Raw genomic sequence first — 15,854 nt, forward strand, 5'->3', positions numbered from 1 at the left:
TATACGTTATACTTTTTATGATGAAATTACTCGTTAAAAGCATGTTAGGCGCAGCTATGCTGCTGGCAAGTATGGCTGCACCTGCATCGGCACAAAGTATAAAAGCGATTAAATTTGACGGGTTGCAACAGCTCCGCAACCAGCCCCACGATACGCTGTATGTGGTAAACTTCTGGGCGACGTGGTGCAAGCCCTGCATTAAAGAGCTACCTTACTTCGAGGCCGTTACCGAAAAGTATAAAAACCAGCCGGTAAAAGTGATTCTGGTAAGTATGGATGCCGTAGAAGACCTGGATACCCGTGTGAAGAATTTCGTGCAGAAGCGTAACCTGAAATCGAAAGTGGTGTTGCTGGATGAGGTGGATGCCAATGCGTGGATCGATAAACTGGAGCCTAAATGGTCGGGGGCGATACCGGCTACGATGGTTTTTAATAACAAACGGAAGCAGTACGAGTTTGTAGAAAGCGAACTGAGTGCTGAACAGTTAAATGCGCTCATTTTAAAGTATAAACCTTAACTAAAACTGTATGAAAAACGCTAAAATCCCGATGATCTACACGCTGTGCCTGCTGTTTGTGGGCCTGCTGCTGGCAGCTGTGCCACGCTCCGAATCCGGTTATGCGGTAGGCGATACGGCTCGCGATTTCAAGTTGAAAAATGTGGATGGCAAAATGGTTTCGATGGCCGACCAGAAAAATGCGAAAGGCTTTATCGTAACGTTTACCTGCAACACCTGCCCTTATGCTGTGGCTTACGAAGACCGCATCATTGCCCTGCACAACAAGTATGCGCCCAAAGGTTACCCGGTTATCGCCATCAACCCCAACGATGTAAAAGCATCGCCAAAGGACTCTTACAGCGATATGCAGCAACGCGCCAAAGACAAGAAATTCCCGTTTGCTTACGTGTATGACCAAACCCAGGAAATTACAAAAGCCTACGGCGCTACCCGTACGCCACACTTATACATCGTAGAAAAGCAAAAAGACGGCACCTTTAAGGTAGCTTACATTGGCGCGATAGACGACAACTACAAAGACGCCAGCAAGGTAGAAAAGAAGTACGCCGAAGCTGCCCTTGATGAACTGATCACCGGCAAACAGATCGCCCAACCAACCACCAAAGCCATCGGTTGCACCATCAAATGGAAACAATCCTAGCCGTTTAGCTAAAGTATAGAAGCAGTTGTTCGAAGTTCGGGCAGCTGCTTTTTTTTGTTTGAGTGGGTAAGGAATAAAAATCAATGTTCTACATATAAAATGCTAAATATAGATATAGTTGCATTTAAGATTAATACCTATATGTTTGTGTTTTAAACAGATAAAAACTCATCTGAACATATACATGAAAAAAATAATCTATCTGAGTATTTCACTATTACTTTTCTCGTGTTCAACTACAGAAAAGATAGTAAAAACAGAACTTAAAGATAACCGAACCTTCTTATTAACAGAAATTGCAACAGATCCAACGTATGGCTTGTCTAATAAAAATCCAGTTGAAGTTGGTGGGGTAGATAAAGAGATAGGTCCATTAAATGAAAGAAGATTTTTGAATAGCTTAGCTGGACCCAATGGAGAAGCTGTTAGTTATTACAGAGCAGGAAGCTGCTGTCCGGTAAACAGTAAAAATGGGTATATGGGCAAGGCCATGCTGGATAATTACAGAGTAACTTGGGAAGGCTCTAAAGACACAATATCAATCTTTATAAACATGTATGATTATGGCGAATTGAAAGCTCCAGTTGGGTTTACAATAAAGAGGTATTAGTTGATATAATCATGCGAAGCGATAGCAGTTTAATCTAACTGTAAAGTCAATCTTCTCATCTTAAAATATTAAATTGCGCCATGTCTGAAGAAATGAAACAATGCCCGAACTGTAGCTCGCCGTATGGCTACGCTTCAGGAGAAGATACCTACACTTGCCCGGATTGCGGAACCGAGTGGAACCCGGCAGAAGCGACTGAAGAAACCGGCCTGCAAGTGCTGGATGCGAACGGAAACGTATTGCAGAACGGAGATTCGGTAGTGGTCGTAAAAGACCTGCCTGTGAAAGGCGCTCCGAAACCTGTAAAGGCCGGTACCAAAGTAAAAAACATCCGCTTAACAGACGGCGACCACAACATTGATTGCAAAATTGACGGGTTCGGTTCGATGGCCCTGAAATCTGAATTCGTCAGAAAAGCCTGATCAACCTCAAAAGTATAACAAGGCTGGCACGCACGAGTTTCTCTTACAAAACGCTGTTGTATGCCAGCCTTTCCTTTTTATAACCTTCCAGGTTTATACTTCGGATTTATACTTTAAAGCTGTTTAGCGTTTTAGCTTGTCATGGCAAAACCCGCCGTTGTTGGTGTTTTCACCGACAACAATACGTTAGGCCCATAGAGCTTGCTGGTGAAAACACGCAGCAAGGGCAGCGAGAATAATTTCAGTATAAAAAGCTAAACAGCTTCTTTCTCATCTGTGGGCAAAGGCAAACTGCCCGGTTTTATTTCTGGGGAGGTGTCAGCCATGTACCGGAGCTGGTGCAGATGCTTTGTTCCGGCTATCCGGGCTTCCACTTCATACTTGTTATGGTAATAGCCTACGCGCATACTTTCGAGCAGGTACAGCCACAAAAACCTGAAAAAGCCGTGCTCTTTAAACTGCCGGATGTGGCAGAGTTCGTGCGCCACCCAGCCTTCGTCCCGCAAAAAAGTATGGCGGTCTACGCCGCTTAAATGGATGCTTTTGCCCAATACCATCGCCACATTTTTACTTTTTAATACCATCCGGGCAATACGGGCAAATAAAGAACGTTCTACAATTTTATACTCCATTTTTTGCACTCCCTAATTGTACTTTAAATTATCGTTTAAATAGCGTCAGCCTGCTTTTATGCTTTAATACGGCACCACCAGCAAGCAGATCAACACGATACAGGTTAGCCTTAAGTTTGATGGCAAACTTGCTTTTAAAATAATTGCACTTATCTTTGCAACCAGTTAAAGCAAAGCGAATTGCAAAAACGGGCTTCCAGCTTAAATAGTACCATTTCGCTTATCATTCACTAAGTATAAGGTGACCACTGTTTACCCTTTTTACATGGGTAGGAAACACGCTAAACCGATGACAAAAAACATTATCCTGAGCGCGCTTGCATTATTTTCGCTCATTCTTTCTTATTTCTACGATGCTACGCCGGCCCAGTCGGCAACACCCTCAGAAACTGTAGCCGCCACCTTTATTTCTCCTTACGCTATTAACTCGCCCGAGGACATGGTGCTGGCGCTTTCGTTGCCTGCCCCAACCCTGCCGGATGAAGAAACAAAACCTAAAAAAGAAGCTGCCGAAGAGCGTTTCTACTCTAAAAGGTTAGGCCTGTGGTTCGAGACAAGTCAAAACAAATCGCTGGTTAAAACAGCTGCCAAATGGATTGGCACCCCGTACCGCTACGGCAGCAGCTCGAAACGCGGCACTGATTGCTCCGGGTTCGTAACCAGCATTTACCGCGAAGTATACGGCATCGACCTTAGCCGCAGCTCACGTTCCATGTTTGATGATGTGGAGCGCATTAAAAAAGACAGCATGCGCACCGGCGACCTGGTATTTTTTAAGCGCAGCCCCAAGCAACCCATTTTCCATGTGGGCATCTACCTCAAAGAAAATAAATTTATACATTCTGCCACCAATGGCGGCGTCATGGTAAGCTCTTTACGAGAGCCATATTACCGTAAAAACTTTTATGCGGCTGGTCGTGTAAATTAACTTTTAGCCAAACCAGAGAAAGAAGCCCTGCAGCCCATACTGCAGGGCTTTTTGTTTGTACCGGCAACAACAAATTTACAGCTTGTAAGTATAGCAGGTTACCAATTGTTTAAGCAACTTGCACCAGTTTTAAGCGCAGGCAATTCCCGCTTACAAATCCACGACCTATACGTATATAAACACATGAACACACAACGACCAGAAGGAAAGAACATAGCCGACAGCCCGTTTTTTAAACGCATACTCGAGAAGGCAGAAACCTACCTGAAACACCCCAGCAAAGTAGCACAACTGCTGAATGATGCTTTTAAAAAGGCAACTGCTAAAAAAAGCGTAGGCGCCATAGCTGGCGAAGTATGGGAAAACCTGCAGATTCTTTCCAGGATGATAAAGGCCGCCATGGCCGGGGAGTACAAAGGTATTCCTACCTCTACTATAGTGGGCGGCATTGCCGTTATACTTTATTTCCTGATGCCGATAGACCTGATTCCGGATTTTATTCCGGTGCTTGGTTTCCTGGATGATGCCACGTTGATTGCCTGGTTTATGACAAGTATAAAATCAGAGCTCGACAGGTTTACCGATTGGGAAGCAACACAACAGTCGGCACCACAGGCCCCGGAAACCCATCCAACTTCTACTGATATCGTACACAATGCGGACAACTCCTTTGGCACGCCTAAGTACAGCGACCGCGGCCAGGGAACTATTACTGAAACGAACAGCGAATTTTAAACCTAACCAACTACGCTATGGATCAAAATAAAGGAGAATGGAAAATTATTGCACAGGATTCCACGGCAAAGCAAAAAGAGCAGCACACCGCTAACACAACTGGCTCTGCGGACAACACAAGCGCACAGGATCATGCTGCCAAAAGCAAAGAGCCTATTGCGCGCGCCGTTACCACAGACAGTAGCCGTGTACCTAAAAACCCCAACGATGATGTACCTGCCGGCGGCAATATCCGGTAGGCATTTTTAAAGTATAAAAAGGCCCGGATCTTATGGATCCGGGCCTTTTTAGTATATAGCAGTTTTAGCATTTTTCTAATCAAACAGGCATTCCAGGTAAATTAAAGTAGCAAAATATAGTACAATATAAATATCAATTTTTAATAAAAATCTTTCAAAACGGCTTGATACACTAGCTTTTAAATGAAATTATTTTCTATCTTTGATTCGATCATTTTGTACTTTAACATTTAGCCAAGTGTCATCATCTTTCTTAAGACTTAGTTCATTAAATCTCCACATTGATGGCATCGGGAAGGTGCTGATCGAGCGCAGCGACAAGGCCAAACGCCTTAGCATAAGTGTGAGGCCTCTAAAGGGCATACGGGTAGCCGTACCCCCGCATATCAGTTTCGAAAAAGCTGAGCAACTCATTTATACCAAGTCTGACTGGATCCGCGAAAACCAGGAGCGCATGCAGCAGCAGGAAGAGAAGCTTACCATTTACGACGACTCCAAAGAATTTAAGACCAAGTTCCATACGTTGCGCCTGCTAACGCACGCCAAGTATACCATGAGCTGTGTGATCGAGAACGGGTATATCAATGTGTTTTACCCGGCATTTAAGGATGCTTCGGATAGCGAAGTACAAAAGTTTATCCGTAAATCGGTGGAAGAAGCGTACCGCATCGAGGCAAAAGAATACCTGCCGGCGCGTGTGGCCTACTTTGCCAATAAATTTGGTTTCAGTTACCAGAACGTGTTCATCAAAAATGCCAAGGCCAGATGGGGAAGTTGCTCTTATACCAACAACATTAACCTGAACCTGCACCTGATGCGCCTGCCTGATGCACTTTGCGATTACGTGATTCTGCACGAACTGGCCCATACTGTTGAGAAAAACCACGGCCCCGGCTTCTGGACGCTATTGGATAAGATCTGCGGTGATTCTAAAGTCCTCGACAAAAAACTGAAAGCATTCCGGATTTCCATTTACTAAACAGCACGCTATCGCAAAACTCTACTTCTATTTTACTTTTATACTTCAGATAAGCTTATACTTCGTTTTACGAAGGCAGAAAGCCATATACAAAGTATAAACCGACACATATTTTTAACCTGAAAACAGAAAAAGCGAAGAGGTACCTCTTCGCTTTTTCTGTTTTCTACTTTGGTGTTAGCTGGCCTTCCGGATGGTATGGGTGGCTACAAAATCAACAAAGTCCCCTACGGTGTCAATAGGCACTTCATCCGGAATGGTGATATGGAAACTCTTTTCCAGCGCCAGGATGATATCGACCAGGTCGACGGTATCAAAGCCAAAATCACGGTCTAAGCGCTTATCGATCTGCAATCTGTCAGGCTTTATTTCTTTGGCTTTGCTAATGATGCGGATAACCTCCTTTTCAATAGCGGTATTGGTTGTAAGCATGGTTTTAAATCGTGTATTCTCTTACTTTTCCGTTTTTGTGCGGTTCGCTTACTTGTAGTTTCTGCGCCGCACGCTTCTTTTTTCCTATTATGCTGTCTTTCACTTTCTCATTTAGCAGGTACATCACCGGCACGATCAGAAGCGTTACTATGGTTGCAAAACTTAACCCGAAAATAATGGTCCAGGCTAAAGGGCCCCAGAAGGCGGCACTGCTGCCACCCATAAAAAAGTGGGGCTCAAAGGCTGTAAATAAAGTATAAAAGTTAAGGTTTATTCCCAAAGCGAGGGGCACCAATCCCAGAATGGTAGCTGTAGCGGTTAACAGAACAGGGTTCAATCTTGTTTTGCCCGCCTCTACAATAGCATCCTTTAGTTCTTTGCCTTCCGCTAAAAGTACGTCAGTAAACTCCACAATTAATATACCATTTTTAACGACTATGCCGGCCAGCGCAATAATTCCTACGCCTGTCATCACAATGGATACATCCATTCCGAAAATCGCAAACCCGATCAGTACACCTATAATGCTGAACAACACCTCCGAAAGTATAATAAAGGGCTTCGAAACGGAGTTGAACTGTGTTACCAGGATCAGAAAAATAAGCAGGAAGGCTGCCAAAAATGCGACAGTCAAAAACTCAAACGACTCCTGTTGTTCTTCCTGCTGCCCGCCCATTTTTACCTGGTAGCCTTCCGGCGTCTGGAAATTCTGTAACGACTGCTCTATCTGCCCCACAATTTCGTTGGCGTTATACCCTGCCAGCACATTAGACTCCAGGGTAACGACACGCTTCAGGTCTTTGCGTTTAATGCCGCCATAGGTGTTGCCATACGTTATACTTGCCACTGATGAGAGCGGTATCTGGCGAACCAGCCCGGTGTTCATATCGCGGTAAGTAATGCGCATATCCAGCAGGGCATCAATGTTCTCTCTGTACGGCTCGGCGTAGCGCACCTGGATCGGGTACTCGTCTTCTGCTTCTTTAAACTTAGAGGCCTCGGCTCCAAAAATAGCAGTGCGTATTTCCATTCCAATCTGCCCCGTAGATAGCCCTTCGCGGTTTGCCCGTTCCCTGTCAATATTTATCAGGATCTCAGGTTTGCTGTCTTCCAGGTCAGACTTCAGTCCTTCTATACCAGGTATGCCCTGCTGCGCAATGTACTGTTCCACGCTTTTAGATAAACTGATCAGTTCTGTAAAGTCTTCGCCTGCTATTTCGATACTGATCGGCTTGCCCACCGGCGGCCCACTCTGCTCCTGGTCTACGGTAACTTCGGTGCCTGGAATTCCTTTTACCGCTTCCCGAATTTCCGTTAAAACCTGGGCGGAAGATTTCTCTCCGGTCCGGTCCATAAACTCAACAAAGGCAACGGTCACTTTTGCTTTGTGCGATTGCGCCGTTGTGCTGCGGTCGTTCATATCGCCTGCGCCAATGGCCACATTCGAAATAACCGATTCTACATCCGTGTTATCTGTACCTATCACCTTATAAATGCGTTTTTCGATCAGTTTGGTCACCGAGTCAGTTACGGCCTGGTCGGTACCAACTGGTAACTGGATGTAGGTATACACAAAATTCGGGTCGCTTTCCGGGAAAAAAACCACTTTAGGCGACCGTATACCTATTAACATAACGGATACAAAAAGCAGCATAAAAATGCCGATGAAAATGCCAACTGGTTTCCGGCCGGCCAATGCCCAGCGCAACAAGCGCTCGTAACTGTTCATAAAGCGCGGCAGCAAATCATGCTGGAACCTTCGGATCAGGCCGGTCAGGACATACTTGTTCAGCAAGATCAGCAACACAAGTAGCATGATAATGTTTGCAGTACCCCACCAACCCGCTATGTAACAGATAATTGCTATTAGTGTAGCAGCACCTGCTATACTTAAAAACCGCTTGCTGGCTTTGGGCGCCTGTTGGTTTTCAGCATCTTTCTCCATAAAGGAAACCGCAAAAACCGGGTTCATAATAAAGGCTACCAGCAACGAAGCAAACAGGGTAATAATTAAGGTAATGGGCAGGTAAAACATAAACTCGCCTACAATGCCGGGCCAGAAAGCCAGCGGCAGGAAGGGTGCTACCGTGGTAAGCGTGCCTGCCAGAACTGGCAGAAAAACTTCACCGGCCGCTACTTTTGCCGCTTTTGCCACCGGTAAATCAGACTGGTGAAAAATGCGGTGCGTGTTCTCGATTACTACAATGGCGTCATCTACCACTATCCCTAGCGCCAGCAAGAAGGAGAACAGCACGATCATGTTCAGTGAAAACCCAAGCACGGGCAATACAATAAACGCCAGAAACATGGAGATAGGAACCGACAAACCAACGAAAATGGCGTTGGTAGTGCCCATAAAGAACATCAGGATCAGCGTTACCAGCACAAACCCGATGATGATGGTGTTGATCAGATCATTTAAGGTATGGCGCGTATCGGTGGCCTGCTCGCCTGTAACCGTAATTTTCAGGTCCCGGGGAAGCGTGGAGGCCTGCATTTCTGCCAGCAGGTCGTCTATTTTATCGGAAGCTTCGATCAGGTTTTCGCCGCTCCGCTTGATCACGTTCAGGGTAATAACCGGGGCATTATCTAAGCGGGCATAGCTTTCCTGTTCTTCAAAACCTTCTTTTACTTCGGCTATCTCTTTTAACTGGATGTTGGCGCCTGCCGCTGATTGGATCACAATATCGCCGATGCGGTTGGGGTCTGCGTACTGGCCTGCTACGCGCACAGAGCGCTTCATTTCGCCTACGGTTACGTTACCTCCCGATATGGTAATGTTTTCGCGGGCAATGGCTGTCTGGATATCGTTAAACGTAACCTGCGCGGCCTGCATCTTATACATATCCACGTTTACCTGTACTTCCTTATTCAGCGCTCCAATCAGATCCACGCGGGTTATTTCGGGCAGGCTTTCGATGCGGTCCTGTACATCTTCGGCATACTTTTTCAGTTGGTCCAGGCTATACTTTCCAGATACGTTCACGGACATGATCGGAAACTCAGAGAAGTTCATTTCCTGCACGTTCGGGTCCTGGTCCAGGTCGGTGGGCAGGTCGGTGCGGGCTTTATCGACGGCGTCTTTTACCAGTTGCTTGGCTTCCACTACATCCACATCAGTGTTAAATTCGACCGTGATCATCGAGAAATCCTGCATCGAATTGGAGGTGACATCCTTTACACCAGACAGCGCTTTCAACTGCTTTTCGATGGGGCGCGTGATCAGGTTCTCCATATCCGTAGGCGACGTGCCGGGGTGTATCGTACCCACAAAGATCATCGGCACCACAATATCCGGGAAGCTCTCTTTCTGTATCTTGATGTAAGAGAAAATGCCGGCTATGGCTACGATCAGCGTGATGATGTAGATACTGGTCTTGTTATCGATGGACCAGCTGGTCGGTTTAAATTCTTTCATGGCTTTGCGGCTTGGGGTTTACTTGCTCGCTGTACCTAACTGACTTACTACCAATGGCTGGCCTTCGTTCAGGTTCTGATAACCGGCTGTTATCACCTGTTCGTTTACGGCAAGCCCTTTCAGTACTTCTACCTGACCTTTATAGGTCATACCGGTTTCGATCTCTTTCTTGCTGGCTATATAACCGTTACCAGTTTTAGTAGCCACGTACACATACTCCGATTCTTCATCTTTCTGTACCAGGTTAACAGGAAGTATAAGTGTATTCTCCTTTTTGTAATCCTGAATGCGCACCACTGCTACCAGGTTAGGCCGCAACTGAATATCCTTTTGGTTTTTTAAGCTAAGTTCTACCGTAAAGGTGCGGCTGCCGGGGTCTATAAACTGGCTGACTTCCCGTACCGTCGTTTCAATTTCTTTATTCAGATCAGGAAAGAACACCATAGCCGGATCGCCTTTCTTAATTTTGGACAGATAAGCTTCCGATACCTCCGCCACAATTTTGCCACCCTGCGTATTCACCACCCGGATAATACCCACGCCCGGCGCTACGGCCTCTCCTGCATTCGGCATCACATCATCTACCACCCCACTGATCGGGGATTTTACATTGTACTGGTCGCGTTGCTGCTGCAGCGTTGCCAGGCTGCGCTCGAGAGCTTCTTTGTTATTTTTGGCTGTGAGGTATTGCATTTCGGTGCCGATCTTCTGGTTCCAGAGGTTCTGCTGTTTTTCGAACGCGATGCGGGCCAGATCGAGGCGGGTTCTGAGTTCGGCTAAACTTTGCTCCAGCACCTGCGCATCTATAGTAGCCATGGTTTGTCCTTTGCTTACCTTATCGCCACGCGTTACTTTTATACTGGTGAGCACGCCCGGCACTTTAGAACTCACGAGCACGTTCTGGTCAAAATCTGCTCGCCCCTGCATTTCGAGGTAATGCCGGAACGTGTCTGTCTCCATTGTTTCCACCGATACCGGAACCGTTTTCCTTTCTGCTACGGTAGCATTGCCGTCTGCTTTCAGTTCTTTTTCGAGCGCCGCAATCTGGCTTTCAATTTCAGCCTGCTGTTTTTTCAGGGATGTGAGTTGTGTCGCTTTATCGTTACTTTCGCCGCAGGAAGCCACCCCAAAAACCAGGGCAGCTGCTACCATCAGAATTATATTTTTCATGTGTTGCTGCTTTTCTTCGTTTTATTTTGTGAGGAGTTTGCCGGTAGCTTTGTCGAGGTTTACCTTCGCAATTAAGGCATCATACATGGCGGCGTAATAGTTGGTCTGGGCCTGGCGGAGTTCTGTTTCGGCGGTTACTACTTCCAGGTTAGCGCCTACGCCTTCCTGAAACTTGATTTTGGTCACGCGCGCAATTTCCTGGGCAAGGGCGAGGTTTTCCTGCTGCGAATCGAGCACATCCAGGGCGTTGGTGAGTTCGGTGGTTGCTTGCACCAGTTCGAGGTCTATACTTTGCCGGATGGTTTCGAAGCCATACTTTGCATTTTCTACGGCCAGCCTGGCTTGCTGTATCTGGTAATGCTTGCGTAAGCCATCAAAAACAGGCACTTGCAACTGCACGCCCACAAACCCGAAATCGAACCAGTTGCGGTCTATGTTATTATTGGCCCCGGCGCGCACATTCAGCACATCCGACAACGAACTACCCACACCGTTATAGCCATAGCGGGCTGTTAAGTATAATTTGGGCAGGTAACCGGATCGTTTGTTGCGCATATCCAGGTCTGCCAGGTCGCGCTGCGTTTCCAGAATAGAATACTCGATGCGGCTGTTGTAATTAAAATCGTTTGTATTGATTGTGGCAATATCTACCTGTACTTCTGCCAGCTTATCGGTTAGCAAAATGGGCTGGCGTTGCGGCAAGCCCATCTGGAATTTAAGCAGGCTTTCGCTTAAGGCTGCCAGTCGTTCTGCTTTCTGCTTTTCAACTTTCAGGTTATTTAACGATACCTGCAGGCGGTCTACATCCAGTTTTTCGGCTACACCATTCTCAAACATCACTTTTGTCTGGTACAGCAAAGTATCCAGCCGCACCAGGTTTTGGTCGAGCAGCGCCATACGCGCTCCGCTTACCAGCACGCTGTAATAAGCTTTACTTACCTGCTCTGCAATGTCTATTTCGGTTTGGGCGGTTGTTTTGCGGGATAACTCGGTATAGGTTTTGGCGGCTTTCAACCCGATCAGGTACGAGCCATCGAACAACAACTGGCTCCCGTTGATGCCTATACTTCCGGTATAAGGCTGCGTGAAGGTGATAACCTGGAGCGGCGTATTTTCCGGGAGTTCGCGGTCTGAGTAAGCAGGCGTTAAAACGATGGGCTGCTGCCCGTTCAGTTGCTCCGGTGTAATCACAAACGGATCGAGCTCCGGGCCGGCAAAACCGCTGGGGTCGAGCAGGGTTTTCTGTTGTATAAAGTTGTTGCTTACATCGGCTGCAATATCGATCTGCGGCAAGCCCATCGCCCGGATCTCGCCCACACGGGCTTTGGCAATTTTTTCCTCGTTCTGGTTGGCTTTCAGATTTGGCCGGTTTTGGAGGGCGTAGCTTATACTTTGCTGCAGGCTAAACGCTTGCGGTGCCTGCTGCCCGCTTGCCCGGAAGGCTCCTGACAAAGCAAAGCATATGGCCAGCAGGTTTATACTTTTTTTCATGGTTTTATTTTGTGTAGGTAGTGGTCGGGTTATTCGTCTTCGGTGATGTGCTTGTAGTCGTTTATCAGCTTATGGCCTTTTAGCGTGGCCATTCCCATCATGTAGAGTTCTAAAATAGATAGCTGCACCTGGGTTACTTCAAAATCCTGGGGCGGAAAAAGCAGCGGGTTAAAGGGCAGTTCGATCATGATCAGGCGCATACGGGCCAGTACTTCCACGTCCAGGTCTTTTCTGTAAAGCCCTTCGTTTATGCCTCTCTGTATGTTCTGCCGTATCTTTTCGAGTATAAACTGCTCTTTGTGCTGCACCCAAAGCTCCCAACTGGTGCGATGGTACTTCTGCAGATCAAAAAAAATGGACGCGTGCAGGGTAGAAAAAACACGCTTCGTCATGCCGATAACTTGAAGTAGTTCTTCTATGGCGTTGGCTGAGTTCGTGATAAAATCCTCGCATTCCTGCTCTGCTGCCTGCAGGTAGCTGCTGGTGGAGGCGTAAACGATCTGGTCTTTATTGGTGAACCATTTGTAAATCGTTTTTTTGGACATGCCCAGATGCTGCGCAATATCGTCCATGGTTATACTTTTGATGCCTTTCTGGCAAAAGAGGCCAAAAGCCGCAGTTGCTATTTTGTGTTGATGAGTGGTTGGTTCGGTTGTTAGCATGGCTGTAAATTCGCCATAAAACTATGGAAACATTTTTCATACCCAAAGTTTCCTGCGTCATTATTTTGTAAAATCCTTTGAAATTGAATTCTTAAATATTATTGATTTACAGGACCTTACAAAGTACAAAAACGCAGATGGCACAGATTATTTAGTAGATCAACCTAAACATAAGGCAGAGCAGAAGCGCGTTAGAGGCTACCCTCACCATCTGAAAGTATAAACTTTTGCGCCGACTTATAACCCTAACACGGCACGTAGTTTTGTGTAGCCGGCTTTGCTGAGCGGTACACGAACGCCATTTTTAAGCAAAGCGACATGGCTGTCTTTCTCGAAGGGTTCGATGCGGGTAAGTTGCGCCACCGGCATCATAAAAGAACGATGCACCCGAACAAACTGTGCCGGATCCAGGGTTTGCTCGTAATAGCCCATTGTTTTCTTTTTCAGGAACAGGCCGTCTTTGGTATGAATCTTTACATAATCATCGTAGGCTTCAAAGTATAAAACATCCTGCACCGCGATAATACGGATATCGTTTCCGGCTTTCACCACGATGCGGGCACGTTCTTCAGGCTGTTTAGCGGGCGCCTCGTTTAAGGCTGCGGCCTGCTTTTCTATACTTTCCATACTTCGTTTTTCCTGCCACTTTTTAAGTGCGGCATCAAAACGCTCCTGGCTGAAAGGCTTCAGCAGGTAATCGATTGCATTGGTTTCGAACGCTTTCAGGGCATAATTATCGAATGCAGTTGTAAAGATAACGCCCGGCTTCTGGTCCAGCAGTTCCAGCATCTCAAACCCGTTTATTTTCGGCATCTGTATATCCAGGAAAATGAGGTCGGGCTCGTGCTGCTTTATCGCTTTTATACCTTCAAATCCATCGCCGCATTCCTGCAGAATTGTCAGGCTGGGGTGTTGCATCAGATACTCGGCTACGATGCTGCGGGCAAGCGGCTCATCATCTATTATCAGGCATTTTATCATAGTTCTGCGGGATTTTGATTGTGGTTGTAAACTGATTTTCCACTTGCTGGGTGTGTAGCAGATCGTGGCGCGCAAACAGCAAGTATAACCTGCGTTTTACCGAGCTCAGGCCAAAGCCCGTGCCTTCGTTGGTGCGCACCGAATCCGCATCGAACGGGTTCCGGATAAGTATGACCAGGTAATTTTCTTCGGCCTGCGCCTGCACCGTAATGGTGGTATCGCCGGTAGTGCCGTACAAACCGAATTTAATGGCATTCTCAACGAGCGGTTGCAGCAATAAAGCAGGCAGCTGCATGTTTTCAGTGCCCTCACCTACTTCTACAGCTGTTTGCAGCCGATGCCCGAAACGCACTTTTTCTATCTCGAGGTAGAGTTGCAGTTGTACCAATTCATCGGCTAGTGGTACCTGTTGCTGGTTTTCTTTGTGGAGCGTCCCTCTTAAAAAATCTGACAGCTGCTGCACCATCAGGCGGGCTTGTTTGGGCTGCGTCACTACCAGAGCACTGATCGAGTTCAGGCTGTTGAACAGAAAGTGCGGCTGCAATTGCTGCCGTAAGGTATAAAGTTCTGCTTCGCGGGCCAGTTTTTCGGTTGCCGTTTTGCGTTCTTCCAACAGGCGCTGCTCTTTAATGTAGTACCAGAACCAGTTTATCAAAAGCAACACCAGCAGTAGCAGCCAGCCAAAAACCACCCGCATCGGCAACGTATTATCTATAAATGCCAGGTACGCCTGTTCTTTGATGAATTTGCCTACCAGGTAACTGTACACCAGCGTACAAAGACCGGACAACCCCATGCTCCAGCCCAGCAGAAAAGCGCCCTGCCGCAAGTTAGGTTGGTAATAACGCAGACCTGAACCTGCCGCATAACCCGCTATGGTAAGCAATGTATTGTAAAGCAACGCATCTTTTATGGTAAGGTGCAGGTTGTAATGCGCCGGCAAAAGTACCAGCACCAACACCCCCGACCAGAAAGCCGCCCATGCCAGGTATAGCCAGATTACACGCTGTGGAGCCATCAGCAAAGTATAAATTAGTAGCTTTTGATATCGAGGCCGCCAAACAGTGCGGTGCCTTTAATGATAAGCACTTTGCTTGGGTCGTAGCCGCCGGGTAGCATCGTTCGCTTATCTGATACACCACCCATGATAGCCACCACTTCCGATCTTACTTCCCAGTGCGGGGGTACAACCAGCGTGGTGCCGCCAAAAACCTGTGTCGTTTCCAGCACAACCGGGTGCTGCATATCAGCCTGCGATAAATTAAGGTCGTTGCCCCCAAATACACTCACCACTTCGCCACCCTTAAAATTCTTGGAAAATACAGTTCGTTTTACACCACTGAAAATGGCAGTACAGATTAAATAATCGTCGCCTGAGGCAACATTATCACCATAATAGGCACTTTCGGTATAGTCATCGTTTGGGTAGGCGCCTGCGGGCGGCATGGTTGGGGAGCCTTTATAGCTTGGGCTGTGGCTGTGCTTCGGTTTTAGTATCACCCAAAGCCCGATCGCGATAATGACAATCGGCCAGATGTAGTTGCGCAACGAAATGCCCGGCACGAAATCATCAATCAGGAAAATCACACCCAACATCACCGGTAAGATCCAGGCCGGATTCCGGAACGAATGCTTGAAGCCAATATACAGACCAGCCAGTATCGGGATCATCTGCCACGAGAAAACCCAGCGCGGTAAAAAGAAAACATCCATTTTGTGGGCTAGCAGCGCTACACCTATCAGCACGAGCATCATCCCGCCCATAACTCTTCCGTTTCGGTTGTCAGCAGGTCTTTTCCATTTTGCCTGATCTTCGCGGGTACTTAATTCCTGATTTTTCATGGTAGTTACGTTTAAGTTTCTGATCAAATGTACTTCAATCAGCAAGCGGCAGCCATAGCAAATAGGCTGCCCGGGGCAAAAAGTCGGTGAGCCGGGGTATTGTGTCGGTAAACAAAAACAGGTTTATACTTACCGCTGCATCGCAACATAGT

Annotated in this window: 17 protein-coding genes; 8 read left to right on the plus strand and 9 right to left on the minus strand. The window is 47.0% G+C overall.

Annotated features, from left to right (window positions below; genetic code table 11):
• The first annotated feature begins 17 nt into the window (after positions 1–17).
• The 4 genes from DP923_RS03010 to DP923_RS03025 all read left to right on the plus strand — a co-directional run bounded on the left by DP923_RS03010 (position 18) and on the right by DP923_RS03025 (position 2,193).
• Positions 18–518 carry a TlpA disulfide reductase family protein gene (locus DP923_RS03010; RefSeq protein ID WP_239020917.1) on the plus strand — a complete coding sequence of 167 codons (501 nt, stop codon included), beginning with the start codon at positions 18–20 and terminating at the stop codon, positions 516–518.
• Positions 519–528: 10 nt separating this feature from the next.
• Positions 529–1,161 (plus strand): thioredoxin family protein, encoded by a 633-nt coding sequence (locus DP923_RS03015; RefSeq protein ID WP_112304207.1) that lies wholly within the window; start codon positions 529–531, stop codon positions 1,159–1,161.
• A gap of 184 nt (positions 1,162–1,345) precedes the next feature.
• Positions 1,346–1,771 (plus strand): 2-dehydro-3-deoxyphosphooctonate aldolase, encoded by a 426-nt coding sequence (locus tag DP923_RS03020; RefSeq protein WP_112304209.1) that lies wholly within the window; start codon positions 1,346–1,348, stop codon positions 1,769–1,771.
• An 80-nt stretch (positions 1,772–1,851) separates the two neighbouring features.
• Positions 1,852–2,193, plus strand: a complete 342-nt coding sequence (locus DP923_RS03025) for a zinc ribbon domain-containing protein YjdM (RefSeq protein WP_112304211.1) — start codon at positions 1,852–1,854, stop codon at positions 2,191–2,193.
• A gap of 254 nt (positions 2,194–2,447) precedes the next feature.
• Here the strand turns inward: DP923_RS03025 and DP923_RS03030 are convergent, their stop codons facing one another.
• The gene (locus tag DP923_RS03030; protein ID WP_112304214.1) at positions 2,448–2,825 is read right to left on the minus strand and encodes a hypothetical protein; all 378 of its coding nucleotides are present in this window, start codon (positions 2,823–2,825) and stop codon (positions 2,448–2,450) included.
• A 289-nt stretch (positions 2,826–3,114) separates the two neighbouring features.
• On the opposite strand from DP923_RS03030, the gene DP923_RS03035 reads away from it, so the two are divergent.
• The 4 genes from DP923_RS03035 to DP923_RS03050 all read left to right on the plus strand — a co-directional run bounded on the left by DP923_RS03035 (position 3,115) and on the right by DP923_RS03050 (position 5,706).
• Positions 3,115–3,753: a C40 family peptidase gene (locus DP923_RS03035; RefSeq protein ID WP_112304216.1), complete on the plus strand. Its 639-nt coding sequence runs from the start codon at positions 3,115–3,117 to the stop codon at positions 3,751–3,753.
• 183 nt (positions 3,754–3,936) lie between these two features.
• A complete protein-coding gene (locus tag DP923_RS03040; protein WP_112304788.1) occupies positions 3,937–4,488 on the plus strand; it encodes a YkvA family protein in 552 nt (183 codons plus the stop codon).
• A gap of 17 nt (positions 4,489–4,505) precedes the next feature.
• Positions 4,506–4,727, plus strand: a complete 222-nt coding sequence (locus DP923_RS16770; protein ID WP_207801927.1) for a hypothetical protein — start codon at positions 4,506–4,508, stop codon at positions 4,725–4,727.
• A gap of 238 nt (positions 4,728–4,965) precedes the next feature.
• Entirely contained in the window at positions 4,966–5,706 is a 741-nt protein-coding gene (locus DP923_RS03050) for a M48 family metallopeptidase (protein ID WP_112304218.1), read from the plus strand.
• 177 nt (positions 5,707–5,883) lie between these two features.
• On the opposite strand, the gene DP923_RS03055 is transcribed toward DP923_RS03050, so the two are convergent.
• From DP923_RS03055 to DP923_RS03090, 8 genes are all read right to left on the minus strand, one after another.
• Positions 5,884–6,138, minus strand: coding sequence for an acyl carrier protein (locus DP923_RS03055; RefSeq protein ID WP_112304220.1), 255 nt, complete (start codon positions 6,136–6,138; stop codon positions 5,884–5,886).
• Positions 6,139–6,142: 4 nt separating this feature from the next.
• The gene (locus tag DP923_RS03060; protein ID WP_112304221.1) at positions 6,143–9,556 is read right to left on the minus strand and encodes an efflux RND transporter permease subunit; all 3,414 of its coding nucleotides are present in this window, start codon (positions 9,554–9,556) and stop codon (positions 6,143–6,145) included.
• Positions 9,557–9,574: 18 nt separating this feature from the next.
• Positions 9,575–10,726 (minus strand): efflux RND transporter periplasmic adaptor subunit, encoded by a 1,152-nt coding sequence (locus DP923_RS03065; protein ID WP_112304224.1) that lies wholly within the window; start codon positions 10,724–10,726, stop codon positions 9,575–9,577.
• A gap of 21 nt (positions 10,727–10,747) precedes the next feature.
• Positions 10,748–12,217, minus strand: coding sequence for a TolC family protein (locus DP923_RS03070; protein ID WP_112304226.1), 1,470 nt, complete (start codon positions 12,215–12,217; stop codon positions 10,748–10,750).
• Positions 12,218–12,246: 29 nt separating this feature from the next.
• On the minus strand, positions 12,247–12,879 hold the full coding sequence (locus DP923_RS03075) for a TetR/AcrR family transcriptional regulator (RefSeq protein WP_112304228.1): 633 nt from the start codon (positions 12,877–12,879) through the stop codon (positions 12,247–12,249).
• Between the two features lie 237 nt (positions 12,880–13,116).
• A complete protein-coding gene (locus tag DP923_RS03080) occupies positions 13,117–13,860 on the minus strand; it encodes a LytR/AlgR family response regulator transcription factor (RefSeq protein ID WP_112304231.1) in 744 nt (247 codons plus the stop codon).
• Positions 13,835–14,878, minus strand: coding sequence for a sensor histidine kinase (locus tag DP923_RS03085; protein ID WP_112304233.1), 1,044 nt, complete (start codon positions 14,876–14,878; stop codon positions 13,835–13,837). Before DP923_RS03085 ends, DP923_RS03080 begins: the two co-directional genes overlap by 26 nt.
• A gap of 14 nt (positions 14,879–14,892) precedes the next feature.
• Positions 14,893–15,702 (minus strand): LiaF transmembrane domain-containing protein, encoded by an 810-nt coding sequence (locus DP923_RS03090; RefSeq protein ID WP_112304235.1) that lies wholly within the window; start codon positions 15,700–15,702, stop codon positions 14,893–14,895.
• Positions 15,703–15,854 lie beyond the last annotated feature (152 nt).

Source organism: Pontibacter arcticus, assembly GCF_003284895.1.
Taxonomy (GTDB): domain Bacteria; phylum Bacteroidota; class Bacteroidia; order Cytophagales; family Hymenobacteraceae; genus Pontibacter; species Pontibacter arcticus.

Bases quoted from the DNA above. Each gene is read 5' to 3' on its own strand.
- DP923_RS03010 (WP_239020917.1), top strand. From the start codon at position 18: ATGATGAAATTACTCGTTAAAAGCATGTTAGGCGCAGCTATGCTGCTG.
- DP923_RS03015 (WP_112304207.1), top strand. From the start codon at position 529: ATGAAAAACGCTAAAATCCCGATGATCTACACGCTGTGCCTGCTGTTT.
- DP923_RS03020 (WP_112304209.1), top strand. From the start codon at position 1,346: ATGAAAAAAATAATCTATCTGAGTATTTCACTATTACTTTTCTCGTGT.
- DP923_RS03025 (WP_112304211.1), top strand. From the start codon at position 1,852: ATGTCTGAAGAAATGAAACAATGCCCGAACTGTAGCTCGCCGTATGGC.
- DP923_RS03030 (WP_112304214.1), bottom strand. From the start codon at position 2,825: ATGGAGTATAAAATTGTAGAACGTTCTTTATTTGCCCGTATTGCCCGG.
- DP923_RS03035 (WP_112304216.1), top strand. From the start codon at position 3,115: ATGACAAAAAACATTATCCTGAGCGCGCTTGCATTATTTTCGCTCATT.
- DP923_RS03040 (WP_112304788.1), top strand. From the start codon at position 3,937: ATGAACACACAACGACCAGAAGGAAAGAACATAGCCGACAGCCCGTTT.
- DP923_RS16770 (WP_207801927.1), top strand. From the start codon at position 4,506: ATGGATCAAAATAAAGGAGAATGGAAAATTATTGCACAGGATTCCACG.
- DP923_RS03055 (WP_112304220.1), bottom strand. From the start codon at position 6,138: ATGCTTACAACCAATACCGCTATTGAAAAGGAGGTTATCCGCATCATT.
- DP923_RS03060 (WP_112304221.1), bottom strand. From the start codon at position 9,556: ATGAAAGAATTTAAACCGACCAGCTGGTCCATCGATAACAAGACCAGT.
- DP923_RS03065 (WP_112304224.1), bottom strand. From the start codon at position 10,726: ATGAAAAATATAATTCTGATGGTAGCAGCTGCCCTGGTTTTTGGGGTG.
- DP923_RS03070 (WP_112304226.1), bottom strand. From the start codon at position 12,217: ATGAAAAAAAGTATAAACCTGCTGGCCATATGCTTTGCTTTGTCAGGA.
- DP923_RS03075 (WP_112304228.1), bottom strand. From the start codon at position 12,879: ATGCTAACAACCGAACCAACCACTCATCAACACAAAATAGCAACTGCG.
- DP923_RS03080 (WP_112304231.1), bottom strand. From the start codon at position 13,860: ATGATAAAATGCCTGATAATAGATGATGAGCCGCTTGCCCGCAGCATC.
- DP923_RS03085 (WP_112304233.1), bottom strand. From the start codon at position 14,878: ATGGCTCCACAGCGTGTAATCTGGCTATACCTGGCATGGGCGGCTTTC.
- DP923_RS03090 (WP_112304235.1), bottom strand. From the start codon at position 15,702: ATGAAAAATCAGGAATTAAGTACCCGCGAAGATCAGGCAAAATGGAAA.